Here is a 16,672-nt window from a genome sequence, read left to right on the forward strand (position 1 = left end):
CGGTCAGTGCAGCTTGAGGACGAGCCAGTCGAGCTTGGTGCCGACCCGCAGGATCACCTTGCGGATGATGTGGATCAGCGCGCCATGCTCGGTGTAGATCGCGCCCTGGCCCTGCGCGCCCATCGCCAGGAACGTGGTCTGGTCGTCGCCGACCGGGCGCAGGCGCACCGCGATCTTGCCCGGCGGCACCGGCTGGGTGACGTTCTGGCCCGGAAGCATGCCGCCGATCGGCAGCTGGCCGGTACTGGACGCCCACACCACCGAGTCGACCTCGCACTTGATGATCCGGTTGGGCATGACCTTGAGTGCGATCTCGGCCTCGTTGCCCGGCGCCACGTAGCGCAGCTCGTTCTGCGCGTACATCGCCAGCACCCATTGCTCCTCTTCCACGAAGCTCATCACCGGCGCCATCGGCAGGTTGGCGGCATACGAGCCCACGCGCAGCTGCAGGTTGATGACGCTGCCGTTGGCGGGTGCGTAGACCGTGGTCTGTTCAAGCTGCCAGGTGGCCTCGACGATCTGCGCGCGCAGCTGTTCGATCGCCGCGTGGGCCTGCGCCACTTCCGACAGCTGGCCTTCGTCGGTCTGTGCCGAGAGTTTCTGTTCGACCTGGGAGACGGTGGCATTGGCCGAGGCCAGTTCCGCGCGCAGGCTGGCCGCTTCGGTCTCGGCCTGCTCGCGGTCGTACACCGATCCGGCGCCGGTCTCGGCCAGCTCGGTGGTCTGCCGCTGGCGCCGCTCGGCCAGGGCCAGGCGCGAGGCCACGGCGACGCGGCCGGCGCGGGCCGATTTCAGTTGTTCGTCGAGTTCACGCTGGTACGCCTGCGCGGTGTCCAGCTTGGCTTCCATTTCCGGCAGTTTCGCTTCCAGCGCGCGCAGTTCCTGCTGGAACGGCACCGGGTCGATGCGGAACAGGACGTCGCCCTTCTTCACCGGCCGGTTGGCTTCCACCGGTACCTCGATCACCCGGCCCGCCACGCGCGGCACGACCTGCACCACGTAGTTGATCACGCGCACGTCGGCCGAGGAGGGCGCCACGATGTTGAGGAACAGGATCAGCGCGGTCATCGCGAAGATCGGCAGCGAGATGACGATGATCTGGGAAATGAAGTTCCAGGGCAGCCACTTGAACTTGAAGAAGATCAGCCAGACGAAGAACGAGTAGATCAGCAGCAGGATGATTTCCATGGTGTCCTCGCCTCAGGTCCCTTTGCCGCCGCCGGCACCGCCCGTACCGCCGCCGGTGGGCGGGGATGCGCGGCCAGGCCCGGGAGACATCGCCACCGCCATTTCCAGCGCGCGCAGTCGCCGGCGCAGCTCCTCCAGCTCCGCGTGGGGTGCGGTCGATGCAATGACGGGAGCGGAGGCCGCACTGGCGCCGATTGCAGGCACGGGGGTCTGCTCGACCAGCGGGTCGGCCTCGCCCTTGGCATCCTTGAACGGGGTTATCGCCGCATCATGGTCGTCGTGGTCGTCCTGGTCGGTGCCATAGGCGAGCTTGTGCAGCACCGGCTTGGTATAGGCCCACAACCAGGCCAGCGGCCACAGCAGGCCGCCGAAGAACAGCGACAGCAGGCATAGGGTCTTGATCGCCGCCAGCTGCGGGTGGCGCCGCTTGTGCGCGATCTTCTCCGGCAGGATGTGCACGATCCAGAACACGCTGATCAGCACGATCGGCACGATGATCAGGGCGATCCATGCGATCACGTCGGCCATGGTGTCCAGCGCTTCGCCGCTCAGCAGCGAGGCGTGCGCCGGTCCCGGCATGAGGGTGGCGAGGACCGGGATCGCCGCGCAGGCGGCGGGCGGGCGGGCGGCGCGGCGTGGCATGGTCATGGCGTTCCCCTGCGGGTATCCGGTTCGCTGGTGCCGGGACCGCGCGGGCGGCCGTGGTGGTGCATGGCGGCCACGATCGCGCCGATCAGCACGTCGTCGTCGACGGGCTTGGCCAGGTAGTCGTCGACCCCGGCCGCGAAGGCGGCGGTGCGCATCTCGTCGGTCTCGTTGCCGGTCAGGATGACCACCGGTACGACCAGGGCGCGCTCGCGGAGCGCCGCCTGGACATCCAGCCCGGTCAGGCGCGGCATGTGCATGTCCAGGACCACGCAATCGGGCGCGCTGTCGGTCACGTGGCGCAGGAACTCGGTGCCCGATCCGTAGACCAGGACCTCGAATCCGGCGGCGCGAAGCAGGCGTTGCAGCGAATGCCGCACGTCATCCTCGTCGTCGACCACGGCAATGATGGGGGCCTTTCCCGACATGGCCGCACCATCGCCCGGGTACCGGGGGGCGGCAATTGGCCGTTGGCCCCATGCGGGGGGCCTTATGTCCGTCACATGCCTGTGCGAGGATGCAGGCAAGCCGGGTGCAGGGGTCCCGGCGGGCAGATCGACAAGGAATGCGCCATCGGGCAGCGGCAGGAAGTCCGCGGCGATCGTGTCTGCCCCGCATTTTCCAAGCGGACGTCGTCAGGGAACCGGACTATGGATTGGGTCGACCTGGTATGGCCCATGCTGGCCGCCGCGAGCTTCGTGCTCGGGCTGGTCCATGCCGCGCTCTGGATAAACCGGTTCGACGAGCGCATCCACCTCGCGCTGGCGGTGGCGGCGATGTCGGTCGGGTCCATCGCGCTGTTCGAACTGGCCAGCTTCCGCGCCGAGACCCCTGGTCAGATGGCCTCCATCATCCGTGGCTGGCACGTGCCGATCGCGCTGCTGGTGTGCTCGATCGTCTACGTCGTGCATACGATGTTCGGGTCCGGCTCGCCCCTGCTGGGCAAGTCCGCGGTGGTGCTGCGACTGCTGGCCTTGCTGCTGAACTTCGCGACCGGGGTCAACCTGAATTTCCTGTCCGTGGACCGCATCGGACACGCCACCTGGCTCGGTGCGCAGGTGGCGTTCCCGATCGGCCAGACCAACCCCTGGATGATCCTGGGCCAGGCGAGCAACGTGCTGCTGGTCGCCTACCTCGTGCAGACCCTCTACCGGGTGCCGCGTCGTTCGCCGGCCTGGAACAGTGCCTTGCTGGTCTGCGGGGGGTGGCTGCTGCTGACCGGTGCCATGGTCGCCTCCGCGCTGTCGATGGTGAAGGGCCAGCCGCGCCTGCCGCTGGGGACTTCTCCCAGTTTCGTGGTCATGATCGTGATGCTCAGCGCGCTGCTGGTGCGCGACCTGCTGCGCGCGCGGCGCACCGACGAACTGCTGGAGGCGAGCGAGCTGAGCAACCTGAGGGCCCAGCGCGATCTCGAGCTCGCCGCCAATGCGGCGAACCTGGGCCTGTGGCAGTGGGACGTGGCCGGCGGCCACTTCGCCCAGAACGAAACCAACCAAGTCCTGCTCGGCCATGCCGCTACCAGTGGCGTGGCGACCCAAGACCTGTTCGACAATGCCGAACTTGGGCGCGAGGAGGAGCGTGCGTTCCGCGAGGCCATCCGCGAGCCTGCGTACGAGTTCGAGTACCGCATCCAGCGGCCCGACGGGGGGCGGCGCTGGATCCTGTTGCGCGGCAACGTCGAGCACGACGTGGGGGGCGCGCCGCTGGTGGTGCGTGGCGTCACCCTGGACGTGACCCGGCGCAAGCAGGAGGCCGACCTGCTGCGTACCCTTCTCGAGGCCGCGCCGAGCGCGTTGCTGGTGTTCGACGAATCGGGTTCGGTGCGCTACGCCAACGTCGCCGCCGCGAGCACGTTCGGGTACTCGCAGGAGGAGATGGCCGGGATGGAAGTGGCCGCGTTGATCGCCGAGGAGGCGCGCACGCAGGACCTGCTGCTGTGGCGGCAATTCGTGGACAGCGCGCGCAACGAGATGGGTGGTGCGCACGACCTGCACGGCCAGCGCAGGGGCGGCGAACCATTCCCGATCGAGGTGCGCCTGTGCCGCGTGGTGCTGGAGGACCGCACCCGGATCATGGTCGCGGTGACGGACCTGAGTGCGCGCAAGAAAGTCGAGTACGAGATGGCGATGGAGCGCGAGAGCGTGGCCCACCTTGCCCGCGTCACCATGCTGGGGGAACTGTCCGGCTCGCTCGCGCACGAACTCAACCAGCCGCTGGCGGCGATCCTCAGCAACGCGCAGGCCGCGCAGCGCATCCTCAATCGCGATCCCTCCGACCTCGACCAGGTGCAGGAGATCCTCGCCGACATCGTGGAAACCGATCGCCGTGCCGGGCAGGTGATCAGCCGCCTGCGCAGCATGCTCCGCCGCGAGGCCCGTGAGTTCGCCCCGCTGGAGATCAACGAGGTGGTCCAGGACTGCGTGCGCCTGATGCGCAACGACCTGCTCAATCGCCGCGTGTCCTGCCGGATGAACCTGATGCCGGGCCTGCCGGACTGCCCGGGCGATCCGATCCAGCTGCAGCAGGTGCTGATGAACCTGATGCGCAACGCCTGCGACGCGCTGCCCGACGACCCGGCGAACCGCATCATCCGCATCCGCACGCATCGCACCGAGACCGGGGTCCGCGCGGAAGTGGTGGATACCGGCAGCGGCATCCCGGAGGACATGCTCGAACGCATCTTCACTCCGTTCGAGACCACCAAGGCCACCGGCATGGGCATGGGGCTGGCCGTGTGCCGTACGATTGTGCGTGCCCATGGAGGACGCATCTGGGCCGAGAACGTGAGGCCGCAGGGTGCGCGTGTATCCTTCGATCTGCCGGTACAGGGGTAACCATGTCCGCCTTGGTCCACATCGTCGACGACGATCCCGATGTCCTGAAGGCGCTGGCCCGGCTGCTGGCCAGCGACGGTTTCGAGGTCGCATTGAGTGGTTCGACCCGGGAGTTCCTCGAGGCCTATGACCCGGCCACGACCGGCTGCATCGTCCTGGACCTGTCGATGCCGGGCACGGACGGATTGGAACTGCAGGCGATGCTGGCCCGGCAGGGCGTCAGCCAGCCGGTGATCTTCCTGACCGGCTGCGGCGACATCGCCAGCAGCGTCCGCGCGATGAAGGCCGGGGCGATCGATTTCCTGACCAAGCCCGTCGACGTGGAAGCGCTGCTGGAAGCGGTCAAGCGCGGCGTGTCGATGGATGACGCCACGCGCCACCGCGACCACGACCGCGAGGACGCATGCGCGCTGCTCGCGACGCTGACCCCGCGCGAACGCGAGCTGGTGCCGAGGCTGATGACCGGTCGCCTGAACAAGCAGATCGCCGCGGACCTGGGCATCGCTGAGAAGACCATCAAGGTCCATCGTTCGCGCATCCTGCACAAGCTGGGCATCCGCTCGCTGGTGGACCTGGTGCGTTTCATGGGGCGGACCGGGGCTGGCGCGGGCGATGCCGGCGCGACACCCGTCGCACCTCCGCCGGCCGCGCACGAGCCCGTCAGCGGCTGAGCGCGGCGCCAGACCCGCAGCCCTTGCGCGCCATCCTGCCCGAGTCGCGCCGCATCCTGGATCCGGCCGAGCGCGCGGCCGAGATCCTGTTCGGCGTGATCATGACCATGACGTTCACCGGCACCCTGAGCGTCGCCGAGGCTGGGCGCGATGACGTGCGGGTCATGTTCATCGGCGCGCTCGGCTGCAACATCGCCTGGGGCCTCATCGACGGGATCATCTACCTGATGGCCTGCCGGGCCGAACGCAGCGAAGAGCTGCGGACGTTCCGGGCGGTGCGCGATGCGCGCGACCCGGTGCAGGCTCGCGCGGCCATCGCCGCCGCGATGCCGCCCCTGCTAGCCGAGCTCATCCGCGAGGACGAAGTGGAGGCGCTGCGCGAGCGGCTGGCCGCGGTCCCCGAGCCGCCCGACCATGGGCGCCTGACCCGGCGCGACTGGCTGGGTGCGCTCGCGGTAGGCCTGCTGGTGGTGTTCACCACCTTTCCGCTGGCGTTGCCGTTCCTGCTCCTGGACCACGTCGGCCCGGCCATGCGCCTGTCCAATGCGATCGCCCTGGTCATGCTGTTCCTGGCCGGCGTGGTCTATGCACGCAGCATCGGTCGGCCTGCACTGCGCGTGGGCCTGGGCATGGCCGCCCTCGGCGTGGTGCTGGCGGTCCTGACCATCGCGCTGGGCGGCTGATACGCGCACTGCCTGGCTGTACCCGGGCTGCCGCGCACGCCGACACGCGGCGCCGATGCCGTCCGGCGGGCGCGGCAAGTCTGTAGCATGTGCGCGCCCACCGAGCCCGCCACGCCGGGCCACCCGGTTCCGCTGCCATGAATGCACCCGCTTTCCCCGATCGCCCCCCATCCACCCGCTACGCGGCCTCCGCGCGGCTGTCGGTCGCCCCGATGATGGACTGGACCGATCGCCACTGCAGGGTCTTCCATCGCCTGCTGGCGCCGCATGCGCGGCTGTACACCGAGATGGTCCACGCCAATGCCGTGGTCCTGGGCGATCGTACGCGCCTGCTTGGATTCGATCCGGTCGAGCAGCCGCTGGCGCTGCAGCTGGGAGGCAGCGAGCCGGCCCTGCTGGCGCAGGCCGCGCGCATCGGCGCCGATTGGGGCTACGACGAGATCAACCTCAACTGCGGCTGCCCTTCGGACCGGGTCCAGGCCGGGCGCTTCGGTGCCTGCCTGATGAAGGAGCCGGCGCTGGTGGCCGACAGCGTCGCTGCGATGGCGGCGGCGGTGCGCGTTCCGGTGACGGTGAAGTGCCGCCTGGGCGTGGACGACGACCAGGACTACGAGCGGTTCCGTGCGTTCGTCGATACCGTGGCCGCGACGGGCTGCGCGACCTTCATCGTCCACGCGCGCAATGCGTGGCTGAAGGGCCTGTCGCCGAAGGAGAACCGCGAGATCCCGCCGTTGCGCTACGAATGGGCCTGGCAGCTCAAGCGCGAGCGCCCGGACCTGGAGGTGCTGCTCAACGGCGGCATGGCCGCGGCCGGGGACGTGCAGGCGCAGCTCGGGCATGTCGACGGCGTCATGCTCGGTCGGGCCGCCTACCACGACCCGTATCTGCTGCACCGCCTCGACGCGGACCTGTACGGCGGCGAGTCGCGCGACCGTGCCGCACTGCTGCGCGCGCTGCGCCCGTACGTGGAGGCGCAGATGGGGCAGGGCGTGGCGCTCAAGCACATCACCCGCCACGTGCTCGGCCTGTTCCACGGGCAGCCGGGCGGACGCGCGTTCCGCCAGGTCCTCAGCGAGGGCGCGCACCGCGAAGGCGCCGACTGGACCCTGGTCGAGCAGGCGCTGGCCGCGACCGTTGCGCCGCGGCGCGCGGCGGCATGACCGTCGGATCGGGGGCGCCTGCGTGCCGGATGTGTTCGGAAAGGGGATCCCCGGCTGAACGGCATGGGCGCGGGATGTGGATAAGTTCAGATCGGATTCACCGCTTTCTAACGAACATCCTCCCCAGCCACCGTGGCAGCGGAATTGCCATCGCCGCCAAAGTCCGTTAGGAAGTCGTAATGCCTCGCCTGTTCCGCCTCGCCATCGTCATGTTGCCGCTCGCGCTCGGCGCGGCGGCCGTGGGTGCGCAGGAGCCGCCGCCGCCGCGTCACAGCGCCGGCCCGGACAACAACGGTCCGCGCGAGGTCCGGGCGCGCGAATCGCTGATGCAGCGCCGTCGCGAGCCGATGCAGCGTGGGCAGGCCGCACCGGAACCGCAGGCGCGCGAAGGCCACTCGATGTCCGATGCCGTGCGTCGCGTCCAGCGCTCCACCGGCGGCCAGATCCTGGGGGCCGAACAGGTACCGTTCGAGGGTCGCAACATTACCCGGGTCAAATACATGGACGATCGCGGCCGGGTCCGTTATATGGATGATCCGGGCGCGGCTGATCGCAAGCCGCCGCGACGCGCCGATAACGGCGAGCAATAGACACTGCAGCGGCCGGCCCTGGATGCCGGTCGGGAAGTCCCCAAGAATCCGCACGAAATCGCAAGAAATCGCAACTCAGGGAGAGTGCATGCGTATCCTTCTGGTCGAAGACGAAGCCCCGCTGCGGGAAACGCTGGCCGCGCGCCTGAAGCGCGAGGGCTTTGCGGTCGACGCCGCGCAGGACGGCGAGGAAGGCCTGTACATGGGGCGTGAAGTCCCGTTCGACGTGGCCATCATCGACCTGGGCCTGCCGAAGATGTCGGGCATGGAGCTGGTCAAGGCGCTGCGCGACGAGGGCAAGAATTTCCCGGTGCTGATCCTGACCGCGCGCTCGAGCTGGCAGGACAAGGTCGAGGGCCTCAAGCAGGGCGCCGACGATTACCTGGTCAAGCCCTTCCACGTGGAGGAGCTGCTGGCGCGGCTCAACGCGCTGGTCCGCCGCGCCGCCGGCTGGAGCAAACCGGTGCTCGAGTGCGGTCCGGTCGCGCTGGACCTGGCCGCGCAGACGGTCAGCGTGTCGGGCAGCAACGTCGACCTGACCAGTTACGAGTACAAAGTGCTGGAGTACCTGATGATGCACGCCGGCGAGCTGGTCTCGAAGGCCGACCTGACCGAGCACATCTACCAGCAGGACTTCGACCGCGATTCCAACGTGCTGGAGGTCTTCATCGGCCGCCTGCGCAAGAAGCTGGATCCGGACGGCGAGTTGAAGCCGATCGAGACCGTCCGCGGTCGCGGCTATCGCTTCGCGATCGCCCGCACCGACGGCTGATCCGCGGCAGGCGGGCAAGGGACCAGGGGTGCCCGTGGAGGAGCGAAACCGGTTCGGATTCCGGCCTTGGCGGCCGCGCTCGCTCAAGGCGCGCCAGCTCACCGCCGCCAGCCTGAGCCTGGTCGCGTTCCTGATGCTGGCCGGCTTCGCCCTGGACCGCGCCTTTGCCGAAACGGCCGAGAACAACCTGCGCCAGCGGCTGAAGAGCTACGCCATGGCGTACGCGGACAACATCGACTTCGGCCGCGATGGGTCGCTGTACACGCCCGAGCTGGGTCCCGACCCGCGCTTCCACCGGCCTGGCAGCGGCCTCTATGCCGAAGTGGTGATGCCGAACGCGCACTGGGCCTCGCTGTCCGCCGAGGGACCGCTGCTGCCCGAGGTCGCTGGCCAGCTGGAGGCGCGCCAGGAGCGTTTCGACGGCCCGCTGGCGATGACCCAGATCGATGGCAGCCAGGGCGAGGTCTATCGCTACGGCATCGGCCTGGTCTGGGGCGAGCGCGGCCCCGACAACGAGTTCCCGTACACCATCTTCGTGATGGAGGACGCCCAGACCCTGGCCGCGCAGGTGCGCGTGTTCCGCGCCGCGCTGTGGGTCTACCTGGGTGGCGCCGGGCTGATCCTGCTGCTGCTGCAGGTGGTGATCCTCAACTGGAGCCTGCGCCCGCTGAAGCGCGTGATCGCCGAGCTGGTCCGCGTGCAGCGCGGCCAGCTGCAGCGCATGAGCGAGCGCCACCCGCGCGAGCTCGAGCCGCTGACCGAGAGCATCAATGCGCTGATCGACAGCGAGCGCGAGCACCTGGACCGCCAGCGCAACACGCTGGCCGACCTGGCCCACAGCCTGAAGACGCCTCTGGCGGTACTGCGTACCCAGCTCGATGCCGGCGGCGACCCGCAGGGACCGCGCGAGGCCGTGCTGCGCCACGAGGTGGACACCCAGGTCAAGCGCATGAGCGACCTGGTGTCCTACCAGCTGGCGCGGGCCGCGTCCGGCGGCCACAAGCTGTTCTCCGCGCCGGTACCGATCGAATCCAGCGCCGAGGAGATCGTGCGCGGGCTGGAGAAGGTCTACGCGACCAAGAACGTGCTCTGCGAATTCGACGTCGCCCCCGGCGTGCAGTTCTACGGCGAGGCCGGCGACCTGCAGGAGCTGCTGGGCAACCTCCTCGAGAACGCCTTCAAGTGGGCGCGGCACCGGGTGCTGCTGACTGCGCGACCGGGTGCTTCGGCGCCAAACAGGCGCGCCGGCCTGCACCTGTCGGTCGACGACGATGGCCCGGGTATCGCTCCCGACGACGTGGCCAGGGTCCTGCAGCGCGGCGTGCGTGGCGACGAGCGCGTGCAGGGGCATGGCATCGGCCTGTCGATCGTGCAGGACCTGGTCCGCGACTATCGCGGCGAACTGCACGTATCCCGCTCGCCCGAGCTGGGCGGTGCGCGCTTCGAAGTCATCCTGCCGCCGGGCCTCTGACCTCGCCAGTTGCAGGTTGCTACAGGAGCCGGGGCGGCGGCCCGTAGAAACGCCCCAGGTGCGCGGCCACCTCCGGCATCTCGTCGACCAGCAGCTGCGGTGCCGAGAAGTGGTACTCGGTGACCACGGCGAAGAACTCTTCCGGTGCCTCGGCCGCGTAGGGATCGATCGCGGTTTCATGGCCGGCGTCCACCTGCGCGCAGAACGCGTCGTACGCGCGCTGGAAATCGCGCGCCCATTCGCGCTGCCAGCGCGGTGGCAGCGGCGGCGTGCCGTCCAGTTCGCCATCGAGCACGTCGAGCTTGTGCGCCATTTCGTGCACGGCCACGCAGAAGCCCGCATCGGGCTCGGCGATGTCGGCCTGCAGGTCGGCCCAGGACAGGATCAGCGGGCCGTGGTCCCAGGCTTCGCCGACGAGTTCGTCGTCCCACTCGTGCAGCACGCCGGCGGCGTCGACGTGGCTGCGGCGCACCCGGAACGCGTCCGGATACACCAGCAGCTGCGACCAGCCGCGCAGTCCGGCCTCGCCGAATTCGAGCAGGGGCAGGCAGCACAGTGCCGCCAGCAGCATGCGCTGGGACTCGTCCAGCTGCAGCCCGGCGAGCGGGGTGATGGTCTTCTCGTGCAGGAATCGCGCTGCCAGCGCGCGCAGCCGTTCGCGGCGTTCCGGTTCGAGTGCCGCGACCCATGGCAGGCGCGCGCAGGCGTCCTGCCAGTGCGTGTCGTCGAGTGTCGGGGGGCGTGGCCGCAGCCAGCGCGACAGCGCTCTGATCAGCGGAACATGCCCGGCAGGAAGCTGTGCCAGCGATTGCCACGTCCGCGCGGCACGACGGCGTCGCCATCGCCACCACCGCCACCGGTCGCGGCCGGCTTGGGCGTGCTGCGCGCGGCGGGTGGGATGGCTGGGCGCGCCTGCGGTGCATCGGCCTCGGCCACCGTCGCCGTTACCGCCGGGCGCGCGTAGACGCAGGCCCCGTTCTTGGGCGCGGTTTCGGACTCGGATGAGGCCGCCGCCCAGCACAGCGCCGGGACGGCGAGCAGCAGCAGCGGGAGCAGGCGGCGCATCGGCGGACCCATCGACCGGGGGCGGGAAGGCCCGACTATAGCGCGCCGGCGGGCCGTGGGCATGTGCCCGGCCCGCCACGGCAGGCGATAATCCGGGCGGTTGACTGGCCGGTCGGTCGGGGAGTTCACGTGGACGATCGCGAGCTGCTGCTCCGGCTGGGTGCCGGCGGGATATCCGGCGATGCGCTGGCGCGCGAAGCCGGGGTGACCCGCGCCGCCATCTGGAAGCGGATCCAGGCGCTGCGGGCCGCCGGCGTGGGCATCGAGGCGCGCCCCGGGCACGGCTATGCCCTGGCCCAGGCCCCGGACCTGCTGGACGCGGCCGCCCTGCGCGCAGCCCTGCCGGCGACGGTGGCGGCCGCGGTCGGATCGCTGGAGGTGGCCTGGAGCCTGGATTCGACCAACAGCGAGCTGTTGCGCCGGCCACCGGCGGCCGCCACCGCGGTATTGCTGGCGGAGCGGCAGACGGCCGGCCGCGGGCGCCTGGGACGGCGCTGGAGTTCACCGCTGGGTGCGCAGGTATGCCTGTCGGTGCGGCGCGGCTTCGAGGGCGGACTGGCGCGGCTGGGCGGCTTGAGCCTGGTGGCCGGCGTGGCGGTGGCCGAGGCGCTGCGTGCGCAGGGATTCCCCCAGGTCGGGCTGAAGTGGCCGAATGACCTGGTCGTCGGCGAACGCAAGTTGGCCGGCCTGCTGGTCGAGGGCGGCGGCGAACATGCCGGGCCGGTGCAGGCTGTGATCGGCATCGGCATCAACGTGCGCCTGCCGGAGGCGGCAGGCGCGACGATCGACCAGCCCTGGACCGACCTCGCACGACTGGCCGGCGACGCCGGCGTTCCTTCACGGACCGCGTTGGCCGCGGCGGTGCTCGCCGCGCTGCTGCCGGCGCTGGACGCGTTCGACCGTGACGGCCTCGCGCCGTTCCTGCCACGCTACGCCGCACTCGATGCCCTGGCCGGCCGGCAGGTGAGGGTGCTGGCAGGGCCTGGCGCGATCGACGGCGTTGCCGCCGGACTGGCGGCGGATGGCGGCCTGCGCGTGCGCGCCGCCACGGGTGAAGAACGGATTTTCCATGCCGGCGAAGTGAGCGTGAGGCCGCAATGAGCGACTGGCTGTTCGATCTGGGCAATTCGCGTTTCAAGGCCGCCTCGTGGCGTGGCGATGGCGGCATCGGCGAAGTACTGGCCTGGCCGCACGGTGCCGATGCGCTGGTGGCCGGTGATGCCAGCCATGGGCCACTGCCGCGCGGTCGCCGTGCCTGGCTGGCCAGCGTCGCCGCGCCCGCGCTGACCACGCAGGTCCTGGCGTTGCTGCGCGAACGCTTCGAACAGGTGCACGTGGCCCACACCCTGGCCGAGTGCGCCGGCGTGCGGGTCGCCTACGCGCAGCCGGCGCGGCTGGGCGTGGACCGCTTCCTGGCCCTGCTCGGTGCACACGCCGGCGGAGGCGACGTGCTGGTGGCGGGCGTGGGCACCGCGCTGACCATCGACCTGCTCGATGTCGATGGACGCCATCACGGCGGGCGTATCGCAGCCTCGCCCACGGTCATGCGCCAGGCGCTGCACCAGCGCGCGGTGCAGCTGCCGGCCGCCGGGGGCCACTACCGCGAGTTCGCCGACGATACCGACGATGCATTGGCTTCCGGCTGCGATGGGGCGGCCGTGGCCCTGGTCGAACGCTCGCTGCAGCAGGCGGCTGGATTGCTGGGCAGAATCCCGGCCCTGCTGTTGCATGGCGGTGGTGCCGAGCCGCTGCTGCCCCTCCTGCCGCAGGCCACCCTGCGTCCGGCGCTGGTGCTTGAAGGGCTGGCGGCCTGGGCGCGCGAGCGGCACGCTGCCGATGTACCGGTTCGTGGCTGAACAGGCTCGGCTAGAATCGCCTCCCATGCTCGCACGCGCCCTGATCGTCGTCCTCGTCGCGCTCAACCTCGGGGTTGCGGCGTGGTGGCTGCTGCAGCCGGCGCCACCGGCACCACCGCCGCTGGTGTCGGACAAGGGTGGCGCGGAGCTGCGCTTGCTGCCCGCGCCGGCCGACATGGCCCAGGACGTACCTGCCAACGCTGTCGCCGCTGTCGAGCCGGTTGCCGTCGTGTCGCCGGAAAACTGCCTGCGCGTGGGGCCGTTCAATGACCGGGGTGCTGCCGAGGTCGCGCAGGCGGGCCTGGGCGTGCTGCTGCGCGACTCGGTGATCCATGAGGAACCGGGCGACGCCGCCGGCTACCGGGTCGTGCTTCCGCCCGCGCCGGACCGCGCCCAGGCGCAGGCGATGGCCGAGCGTGTTGCCGCTGCGGGTTTCGAGGATTTCTTCGTGCTCAACCAGGGTGCCGAAGCCAATGGCATCGCGCTGGGCGCCTACCGCGGGCGTGAAACCGCGCAGCGTCGCGCCGATGCGCTGCGCGCAGCCGGTTTCCCCGCCGAGCTCCGGGCGCAGGGTGCGTCGGGCGCGTCGCGCTGGTGGCTCGATGGCAGCAGTCCGGATGTCGTCGCGGTGCGTACCACCTTCCCGGCCGCGCAGGAGCGCGACTGCGCGCCGCAGCCGTAGCACCGGCTGCGCTAGAATCCACCGCGCATCGCCGCCTTAGCTCAGCTGGTAGAGCAACCGCCTTGTAAGCGGTAGGTCATCCGTTCGATTCGGATAGGCGGCACCATCCGCACAGCGCGCATCGTCACTTCCCCGCCTGTTCGCGGCGCATGGCCGACCCATCACCACGCGAATCGCTGCATTGCGGCGGGTCTGCACGTGCATCCATGGCTAGACTGCAGTCCATCGAACCGCACAGGCCTGCCCATGGCTCGCAGCTTTCCCCCTGTTTCACTGATCGGCGTTCCCACCGACATCGGCGCCGGCCATCGCGGCGCCTCGCTGGGGCCGGAAGCCCTGCGCATCGCCGGCATCGCCGAGGCACTGGCCGGACGCGGCGTCGAGGTGCGCGACTGCGGCAACCTGGCCGGCCCGGCCAATCCGTGGCAGCCACCGGAGGAGGGTTACCGCCATCTCGAGCAGGTGGTGGCATGGAACGGCGCGCTGATGGAGGCCAGCCTGCGCGAACTGCGGGCCGGGCGCATGCCGGTGATGCTGGGCGGCGACCATTGCCTGGCGATCGGTTCAATCACCGCCGTGGCCAGGCATTGCCGCGAAACCGGTAAGAAACTTCGCGTGCTGTGGCTTGATGCCCATGCCGACTTCAACACCAGTGCGGTGACCCCGTCGGGCAACGTGCATGGCATGCCGGTCGCGTGCCTGTGTGGGCTCGGCCCGGAGGCGTTGACCCGGCTCGGCGGCGATGCACCGGTGCTGCAGCCGCAGCAGGTCCGCCAGATCGGGATCCGGTCCGTGGACCCGGAGGAGAAGCGCCTGGTCAAGCAGCACCGGCTGGATATCTACGACATGCGCTACATCGACGAAGTCGGCATGAAGCGGGTGATGGCGCAGGCGCTGGACGGCATCGACGCCGATACCCACCTGCACGTCAGCTTCGACGTGGACTTCCTCGATCCGGGCATCGCCCCGGGCGTGGGCACCACCGTGCCCGGCGGGCCGAACTACCGCGAGGCGCAACTGGTGATGGAGATGATCGCCGACACCGGGCGGATGGGGTCGCTGGATATCGTCGAACTCAACCCCGTGCTCGACGACCACAACCTCACCGCAGAACTTGCGGTGGACCTGGTGGAAAGCCTGTTCGGCAAATCGACCCTGATGCGTGACTGAACATGTCCCGACGCATTCACGCCGGTTCCACGGCGGGGTCGCCAGATTGACGCCCAACCCGCACCGGAGTGCGGTCAACCGTCACGAGGACCCGACATGAAGCGAATCATCGCACTGACCCTGCTTAGCCTGTTCTCCGTTTCCATGCTGTCGGCCTGCAACACCGTGTCCGGCGCAGGCAAGGACATCGAGGCGGCCGGCGACAAGATCGACGACAAGGCGCAGGACTGCAAGGATGGCAAGTGCTGATCCTGCTGCCAGTGCTGCAGGGAAGAGGCCGGGTTTCCCGGCCTCTTTTTTTAGGGTGATCGCTACGCCTGTTCGTTTTTCCTGGACAACGCTCCGCGTGCTCCCGCGGCGCGCGCGCCAGGACCCATGAGTCGCAGCACACCGGTCACGGCGCATGAACCGGAGATTCAGCCGCCTAACTTCGTGTTGACGTGCACTGGACCCGCGGCGAACGCGGTGGACGACACACTGGCTGCACGTTTCGCCATCAGCGAGGCGCTCTTTCCCAACGCAGGAGCAGGATATGAATCGCGACATCATCGGCGGCAACTGGAAGCAGCTGAAGGGCCAGATCCAGGCCAAGTGGGGTGACCTGACCGACGACGTTTTCGACGTTGCGGAGGGCAATGCCCAGTACCTCAGTGGCAAGCTGCAGGAACGTTACGGTTGGGAGAAGGATCGCGCCGAGAAGGAAGTGCGCGAGTTCGAGAGCTCCCTGGATGATCGCTATCGCCATTAAGGGCGCGTAGCCCCTGCCGTGCCTCACATGCACGACAGGGGGCAGTTGCACGAACGGCGGCGGACAGGATCTGCCGCCGTTCGCATCTGGGCAACCGCGCATGCGGTCATCGCGGGTCGGGTACGAAGTCGCCTGGAAACGCCCGGGGCCGGTCGCTTGCGTAGGGGTGCTGTGGGTAATGCGGCCGGACATCGATGCCCCGCGCCAGCAATGCCCCCGGCGTGTCGTAGCGCAATTCGCTGACCTGCACTGGAGCGGACTGGCGCCTGAAGCTCGCGTAGTACGCCCGCGAGCCCTCGATCTCGCCGTGCCCGGTTCCTAGGCTGGCCTGCGGGTAGGGAATTGGCATGGCCCGGGAACTGCCTTCGCTGCGGGCATGTTCGCCCGCGGATGCCGGCGCAGTGCCCGAGGAGGTGGAGGCTCGGGCCTTGCCGGATGCGGCGTCCGTGTCCTGCGCTTCGCGGGCGATGCCTGCCGACGGGGCGGGGTCGGAGAGTCTCTCGCGAAACACGGCGATCCCGATCACGCCGAGATTGGACGGGCGCCCGGTGCGCGCGGCGTAACTGGCCGCCGGGTCGACGAAGACGAACTGCGCGACCGCATCCAGCGACTTGCGCCAGCCTGCGACTTCCAGGTCCTGCCAGGGGCCGAGCACGTAGCCGGCCTGGTGGACGCCGGCGGTGCGGCCGTCCACCGCATTGATGCCATCCACCGACAGCACCGCGAGCACGCGCGCGCTGCTGCGGTTGCGCAGGCGAACGGCATAGGCCTGGCCCGGTTCGCCGGGTACCCATGACTGTCCGCGATGGGGGTATCGCGGCAGCACCTGCCCGCCATCGCGATCGACGATCTCCAGTTCGACCGGTGACTTGGAGCGCCACAACTGGCCGGCTTCCGCACGGGGAAGGCCAGCCAGCAGCAAGAGCAGCAATGCGAGCATGGGCGCGCGCCGGTGGATCGAGGTGCGCTGGAGTGTTTTCGTCGGCGTGGAGGGGGTCATCACGGCAGTCCTGTGAGAGGGTGGCGTAGAGAACGCCCGACCAGGCGGCATGGGGTCCGGGCGGGCAAGCCGGGTCCCGGCAAGGAACACGCCCACCGGACCGCCATGCCGCACAAGGTAGAATCAGGCGGTCTTTC

General features: G+C 69.6%; 19 protein-coding genes and 1 tRNA gene. 14 read left to right on the top strand and 6 right to left on the bottom strand.

From position 1 onward, the window contains the following. Window positions 1-3: 3 nt before the first annotated feature. Genes MNQ95_RS09245 through MNQ95_RS09255 form a run of 3 tightly spaced genes read right to left on the bottom strand, consistent with a single transcriptional unit; the run spans window position 4 to window position 2,261 of the window. Window positions 4-1,188 (bottom strand): HlyD family secretion protein, encoded by a 1,185-nt coding sequence (locus tag MNQ95_RS09245; RefSeq protein WP_241952682.1) that lies wholly within the window; start codon window positions 1,186-1,188, stop codon window positions 4-6. Between the two features lie 12 nt (window positions 1,189-1,200). Then, on the bottom strand, window positions 1,201-1,836 hold the full coding sequence (locus tag MNQ95_RS09250) for a DUF3302 domain-containing protein (protein WP_202922817.1): 636 nt from the start codon (window positions 1,834-1,836) through the stop codon (window positions 1,201-1,203). Beyond that, entirely contained in the window at window positions 1,833-2,261 is a 429-nt protein-coding gene (locus tag MNQ95_RS09255) for a response regulator transcription factor (protein WP_241952683.1), read from the bottom strand. The genes MNQ95_RS09250 and MNQ95_RS09255 overlap by 4 nt, the downstream gene beginning before the upstream one ends. Before the next feature lie 222 nt (window positions 2,262-2,483). On the opposite strand from MNQ95_RS09255, the gene MNQ95_RS09260 reads away from it, so the two are divergent. The 7 genes from MNQ95_RS09260 (at window position 2,484) to MNQ95_RS09290 (ending at window position 10,014) form a co-directional block, all read left to right on the top strand. Next, window positions 2,484-4,667 (top strand): two-component system sensor histidine kinase NtrB, encoded by a 2,184-nt coding sequence (locus MNQ95_RS09260; protein WP_241952684.1) that lies wholly within the window; start codon window positions 2,484-2,486, stop codon window positions 4,665-4,667. Window positions 4,668-4,669: 2 nt separating this feature from the next. Next, window positions 4,670-5,338 carry a response regulator transcription factor gene (locus MNQ95_RS09265; protein WP_241952685.1) on the top strand — a complete coding sequence of 223 codons (669 nt, stop codon included), beginning with the start codon at window positions 4,670-4,672 and terminating at the stop codon, window positions 5,336-5,338. A gap of 23 nt (window positions 5,339-5,361) precedes the next feature. Further along, entirely contained in the window at window positions 5,362-6,021 is a 660-nt protein-coding gene (locus MNQ95_RS09270; RefSeq protein WP_241952686.1) for a VIT1/CCC1 transporter family protein, read from the top strand. A 137-nt stretch (window positions 6,022-6,158) separates the two neighbouring features. After that, window positions 6,159-7,181 carry a tRNA dihydrouridine(20/20a) synthase DusA gene (gene dusA, locus MNQ95_RS09275; RefSeq protein WP_241952687.1) on the top strand — a complete coding sequence of 341 codons (1,023 nt, stop codon included), beginning with the start codon at window positions 6,159-6,161 and terminating at the stop codon, window positions 7,179-7,181. 179 nt (window positions 7,182-7,360) lie between these two features. After that, complete coding sequence (locus MNQ95_RS15880; RefSeq protein ID WP_425501296.1) at window positions 7,361-7,771, top strand: hypothetical protein; 411 nt, start codon at window positions 7,361-7,363, stop codon at window positions 7,769-7,771. Window positions 7,772-7,859: 88 nt separating this feature from the next. Then, window positions 7,860-8,543, top strand: a complete 684-nt coding sequence (locus MNQ95_RS09285) for a response regulator transcription factor (RefSeq protein WP_162408490.1) — start codon at window positions 7,860-7,862, stop codon at window positions 8,541-8,543. Window positions 8,544-8,577: 34 nt separating this feature from the next. Then, window positions 8,578-10,014 (top strand): ATP-binding protein, encoded by a 1,437-nt coding sequence (locus MNQ95_RS09290; protein WP_162408489.1) that lies wholly within the window; start codon window positions 8,578-8,580, stop codon window positions 10,012-10,014. A gap of 19 nt (window positions 10,015-10,033) precedes the next feature. Here the strand turns inward: MNQ95_RS09290 and MNQ95_RS09295 are convergent, their stop codons facing one another. Beyond that, a complete protein-coding gene (locus MNQ95_RS09295) occupies window positions 10,034-10,819 on the bottom strand; it encodes a M90 family metallopeptidase (RefSeq protein ID WP_162408549.1) in 786 nt (261 codons plus the stop codon). Continuing rightward, the gene (locus MNQ95_RS09300; RefSeq protein WP_162408488.1) at window positions 10,786-11,079 is read right to left on the bottom strand and encodes a hypothetical protein; all 294 of its coding nucleotides are present in this window, start codon (window positions 11,077-11,079) and stop codon (window positions 10,786-10,788) included. Before MNQ95_RS09300 ends, MNQ95_RS09295 begins: the two co-directional genes overlap by 34 nt. 129 nt (window positions 11,080-11,208) lie before the next feature. On the opposite strand from MNQ95_RS09300, the gene birA reads away from it, so the two are divergent. From birA to MNQ95_RS09335, 7 genes are all read left to right on the top strand, one after another. Then, window positions 11,209-12,180: a bifunctional biotin--[acetyl-CoA-carboxylase] ligase/biotin operon repressor BirA gene (birA, locus tag MNQ95_RS09305; protein WP_162408487.1), complete on the top strand. Its 972-nt coding sequence runs from the start codon at window positions 11,209-11,211 to the stop codon at window positions 12,178-12,180. Next, on the top strand, window positions 12,177-12,935 hold the full coding sequence (locus tag MNQ95_RS09310; RefSeq protein WP_241952688.1) for a type III pantothenate kinase: 759 nt from the start codon (window positions 12,177-12,179) through the stop codon (window positions 12,933-12,935). Before birA ends, MNQ95_RS09310 begins: the two co-directional genes overlap by 4 nt. Window positions 12,936-12,960: 25 nt before the next feature. Next, window positions 12,961-13,617 (top strand): SPOR domain-containing protein, encoded by a 657-nt coding sequence (locus MNQ95_RS09315; RefSeq protein ID WP_241952689.1) that lies wholly within the window; start codon window positions 12,961-12,963, stop codon window positions 13,615-13,617. A 30-nt stretch (window positions 13,618-13,647) separates the two neighbouring features. Then, a tRNA-Thr gene (locus MNQ95_RS09320) sits at window positions 13,648-13,723 on the top strand. 140 nt (window positions 13,724-13,863) lie between these two features. Beyond that, window positions 13,864-14,787, top strand: coding sequence for an arginase (rocF, locus tag MNQ95_RS09325; RefSeq protein ID WP_162408485.1), 924 nt, complete (start codon window positions 13,864-13,866; stop codon window positions 14,785-14,787). Between the two features lie 96 nt (window positions 14,788-14,883). Next, on the top strand, window positions 14,884-15,036 hold the full coding sequence (locus tag MNQ95_RS09330; RefSeq protein WP_162408484.1) for an entericidin A/B family lipoprotein: 153 nt from the start codon (window positions 14,884-14,886) through the stop codon (window positions 15,034-15,036). A gap of 283 nt (window positions 15,037-15,319) precedes the next feature. Beyond that, window positions 15,320-15,535 (top strand): CsbD family protein, encoded by a 216-nt coding sequence (locus MNQ95_RS09335; RefSeq protein WP_162408483.1) that lies wholly within the window; start codon window positions 15,320-15,322, stop codon window positions 15,533-15,535. A gap of 106 nt (window positions 15,536-15,641) precedes the next feature. On the opposite strand, the gene MNQ95_RS09340 is transcribed toward MNQ95_RS09335, so the two are convergent. Continuing rightward, window positions 15,642-16,535, bottom strand: a complete 894-nt coding sequence (locus tag MNQ95_RS09340) for a hypothetical protein (RefSeq protein WP_241952690.1) — start codon at window positions 16,533-16,535, stop codon at window positions 15,642-15,644. Window positions 16,536-16,672 lie beyond the last annotated feature (137 nt).

The organism is Pseudoxanthomonas daejeonensis (genome assembly GCF_022637495.1).
Classification (GTDB): Bacteria; Pseudomonadota; Gammaproteobacteria; order Xanthomonadales; family Xanthomonadaceae; genus Pseudoxanthomonas; species Pseudoxanthomonas daejeonensis.

Coding starts and splice junctions, on each gene's coding strand:
- MNQ95_RS09330 (WP_162408484.1), top strand. CDS start 14,884: ATGAAGCGAATCATCGCACTGACCCTGCTTAGCCTGTTCTCCGTTTCC.
- MNQ95_RS09300 (WP_162408488.1), bottom strand. CDS start 11,079: ATGCGCCGCCTGCTCCCGCTGCTGCTGCTCGCCGTCCCGGCGCTGTGC.
- rocF (WP_162408485.1), top strand. CDS start 13,864: ATGGCTCGCAGCTTTCCCCCTGTTTCACTGATCGGCGTTCCCACCGAC.
- MNQ95_RS09285 (WP_162408490.1), top strand. CDS start 7,860: ATGCGTATCCTTCTGGTCGAAGACGAAGCCCCGCTGCGGGAAACGCTG.
- MNQ95_RS09335 (WP_162408483.1), top strand. CDS start 15,320: ATGAATCGCGACATCATCGGCGGCAACTGGAAGCAGCTGAAGGGCCAG.
- MNQ95_RS09265 (WP_241952685.1), top strand. CDS start 4,670: ATGTCCGCCTTGGTCCACATCGTCGACGACGATCCCGATGTCCTGAAG.
- MNQ95_RS09245 (WP_241952682.1), bottom strand. CDS start 1,188: ATGGAAATCATCCTGCTGCTGATCTACTCGTTCTTCGTCTGGCTGATC.
- MNQ95_RS09315 (WP_241952689.1), top strand. CDS start 12,961: ATGCTCGCACGCGCCCTGATCGTCGTCCTCGTCGCGCTCAACCTCGGG.
- MNQ95_RS09260 (WP_241952684.1), top strand. CDS start 2,484: ATGGATTGGGTCGACCTGGTATGGCCCATGCTGGCCGCCGCGAGCTTC.
- MNQ95_RS09250 (WP_202922817.1), bottom strand. CDS start 1,836: ATGACCATGCCACGCCGCGCCGCCCGCCCGCCCGCCGCCTGCGCGGCG.
- MNQ95_RS09255 (WP_241952683.1), bottom strand. CDS start 2,261: ATGTCGGGAAAGGCCCCCATCATTGCCGTGGTCGACGACGAGGATGAC.
- dusA (WP_241952687.1), top strand. CDS start 6,159: ATGAATGCACCCGCTTTCCCCGATCGCCCCCCATCCACCCGCTACGCG.
- MNQ95_RS09310 (WP_241952688.1), top strand. CDS start 12,177: ATGAGCGACTGGCTGTTCGATCTGGGCAATTCGCGTTTCAAGGCCGCC.
- MNQ95_RS15880 (WP_425501296.1), top strand. CDS start 7,361: ATGCCTCGCCTGTTCCGCCTCGCCATCGTCATGTTGCCGCTCGCGCTC.
- MNQ95_RS09340 (WP_241952690.1), bottom strand. CDS start 16,535: ATGACCCCCTCCACGCCGACGAAAACACTCCAGCGCACCTCGATCCAC.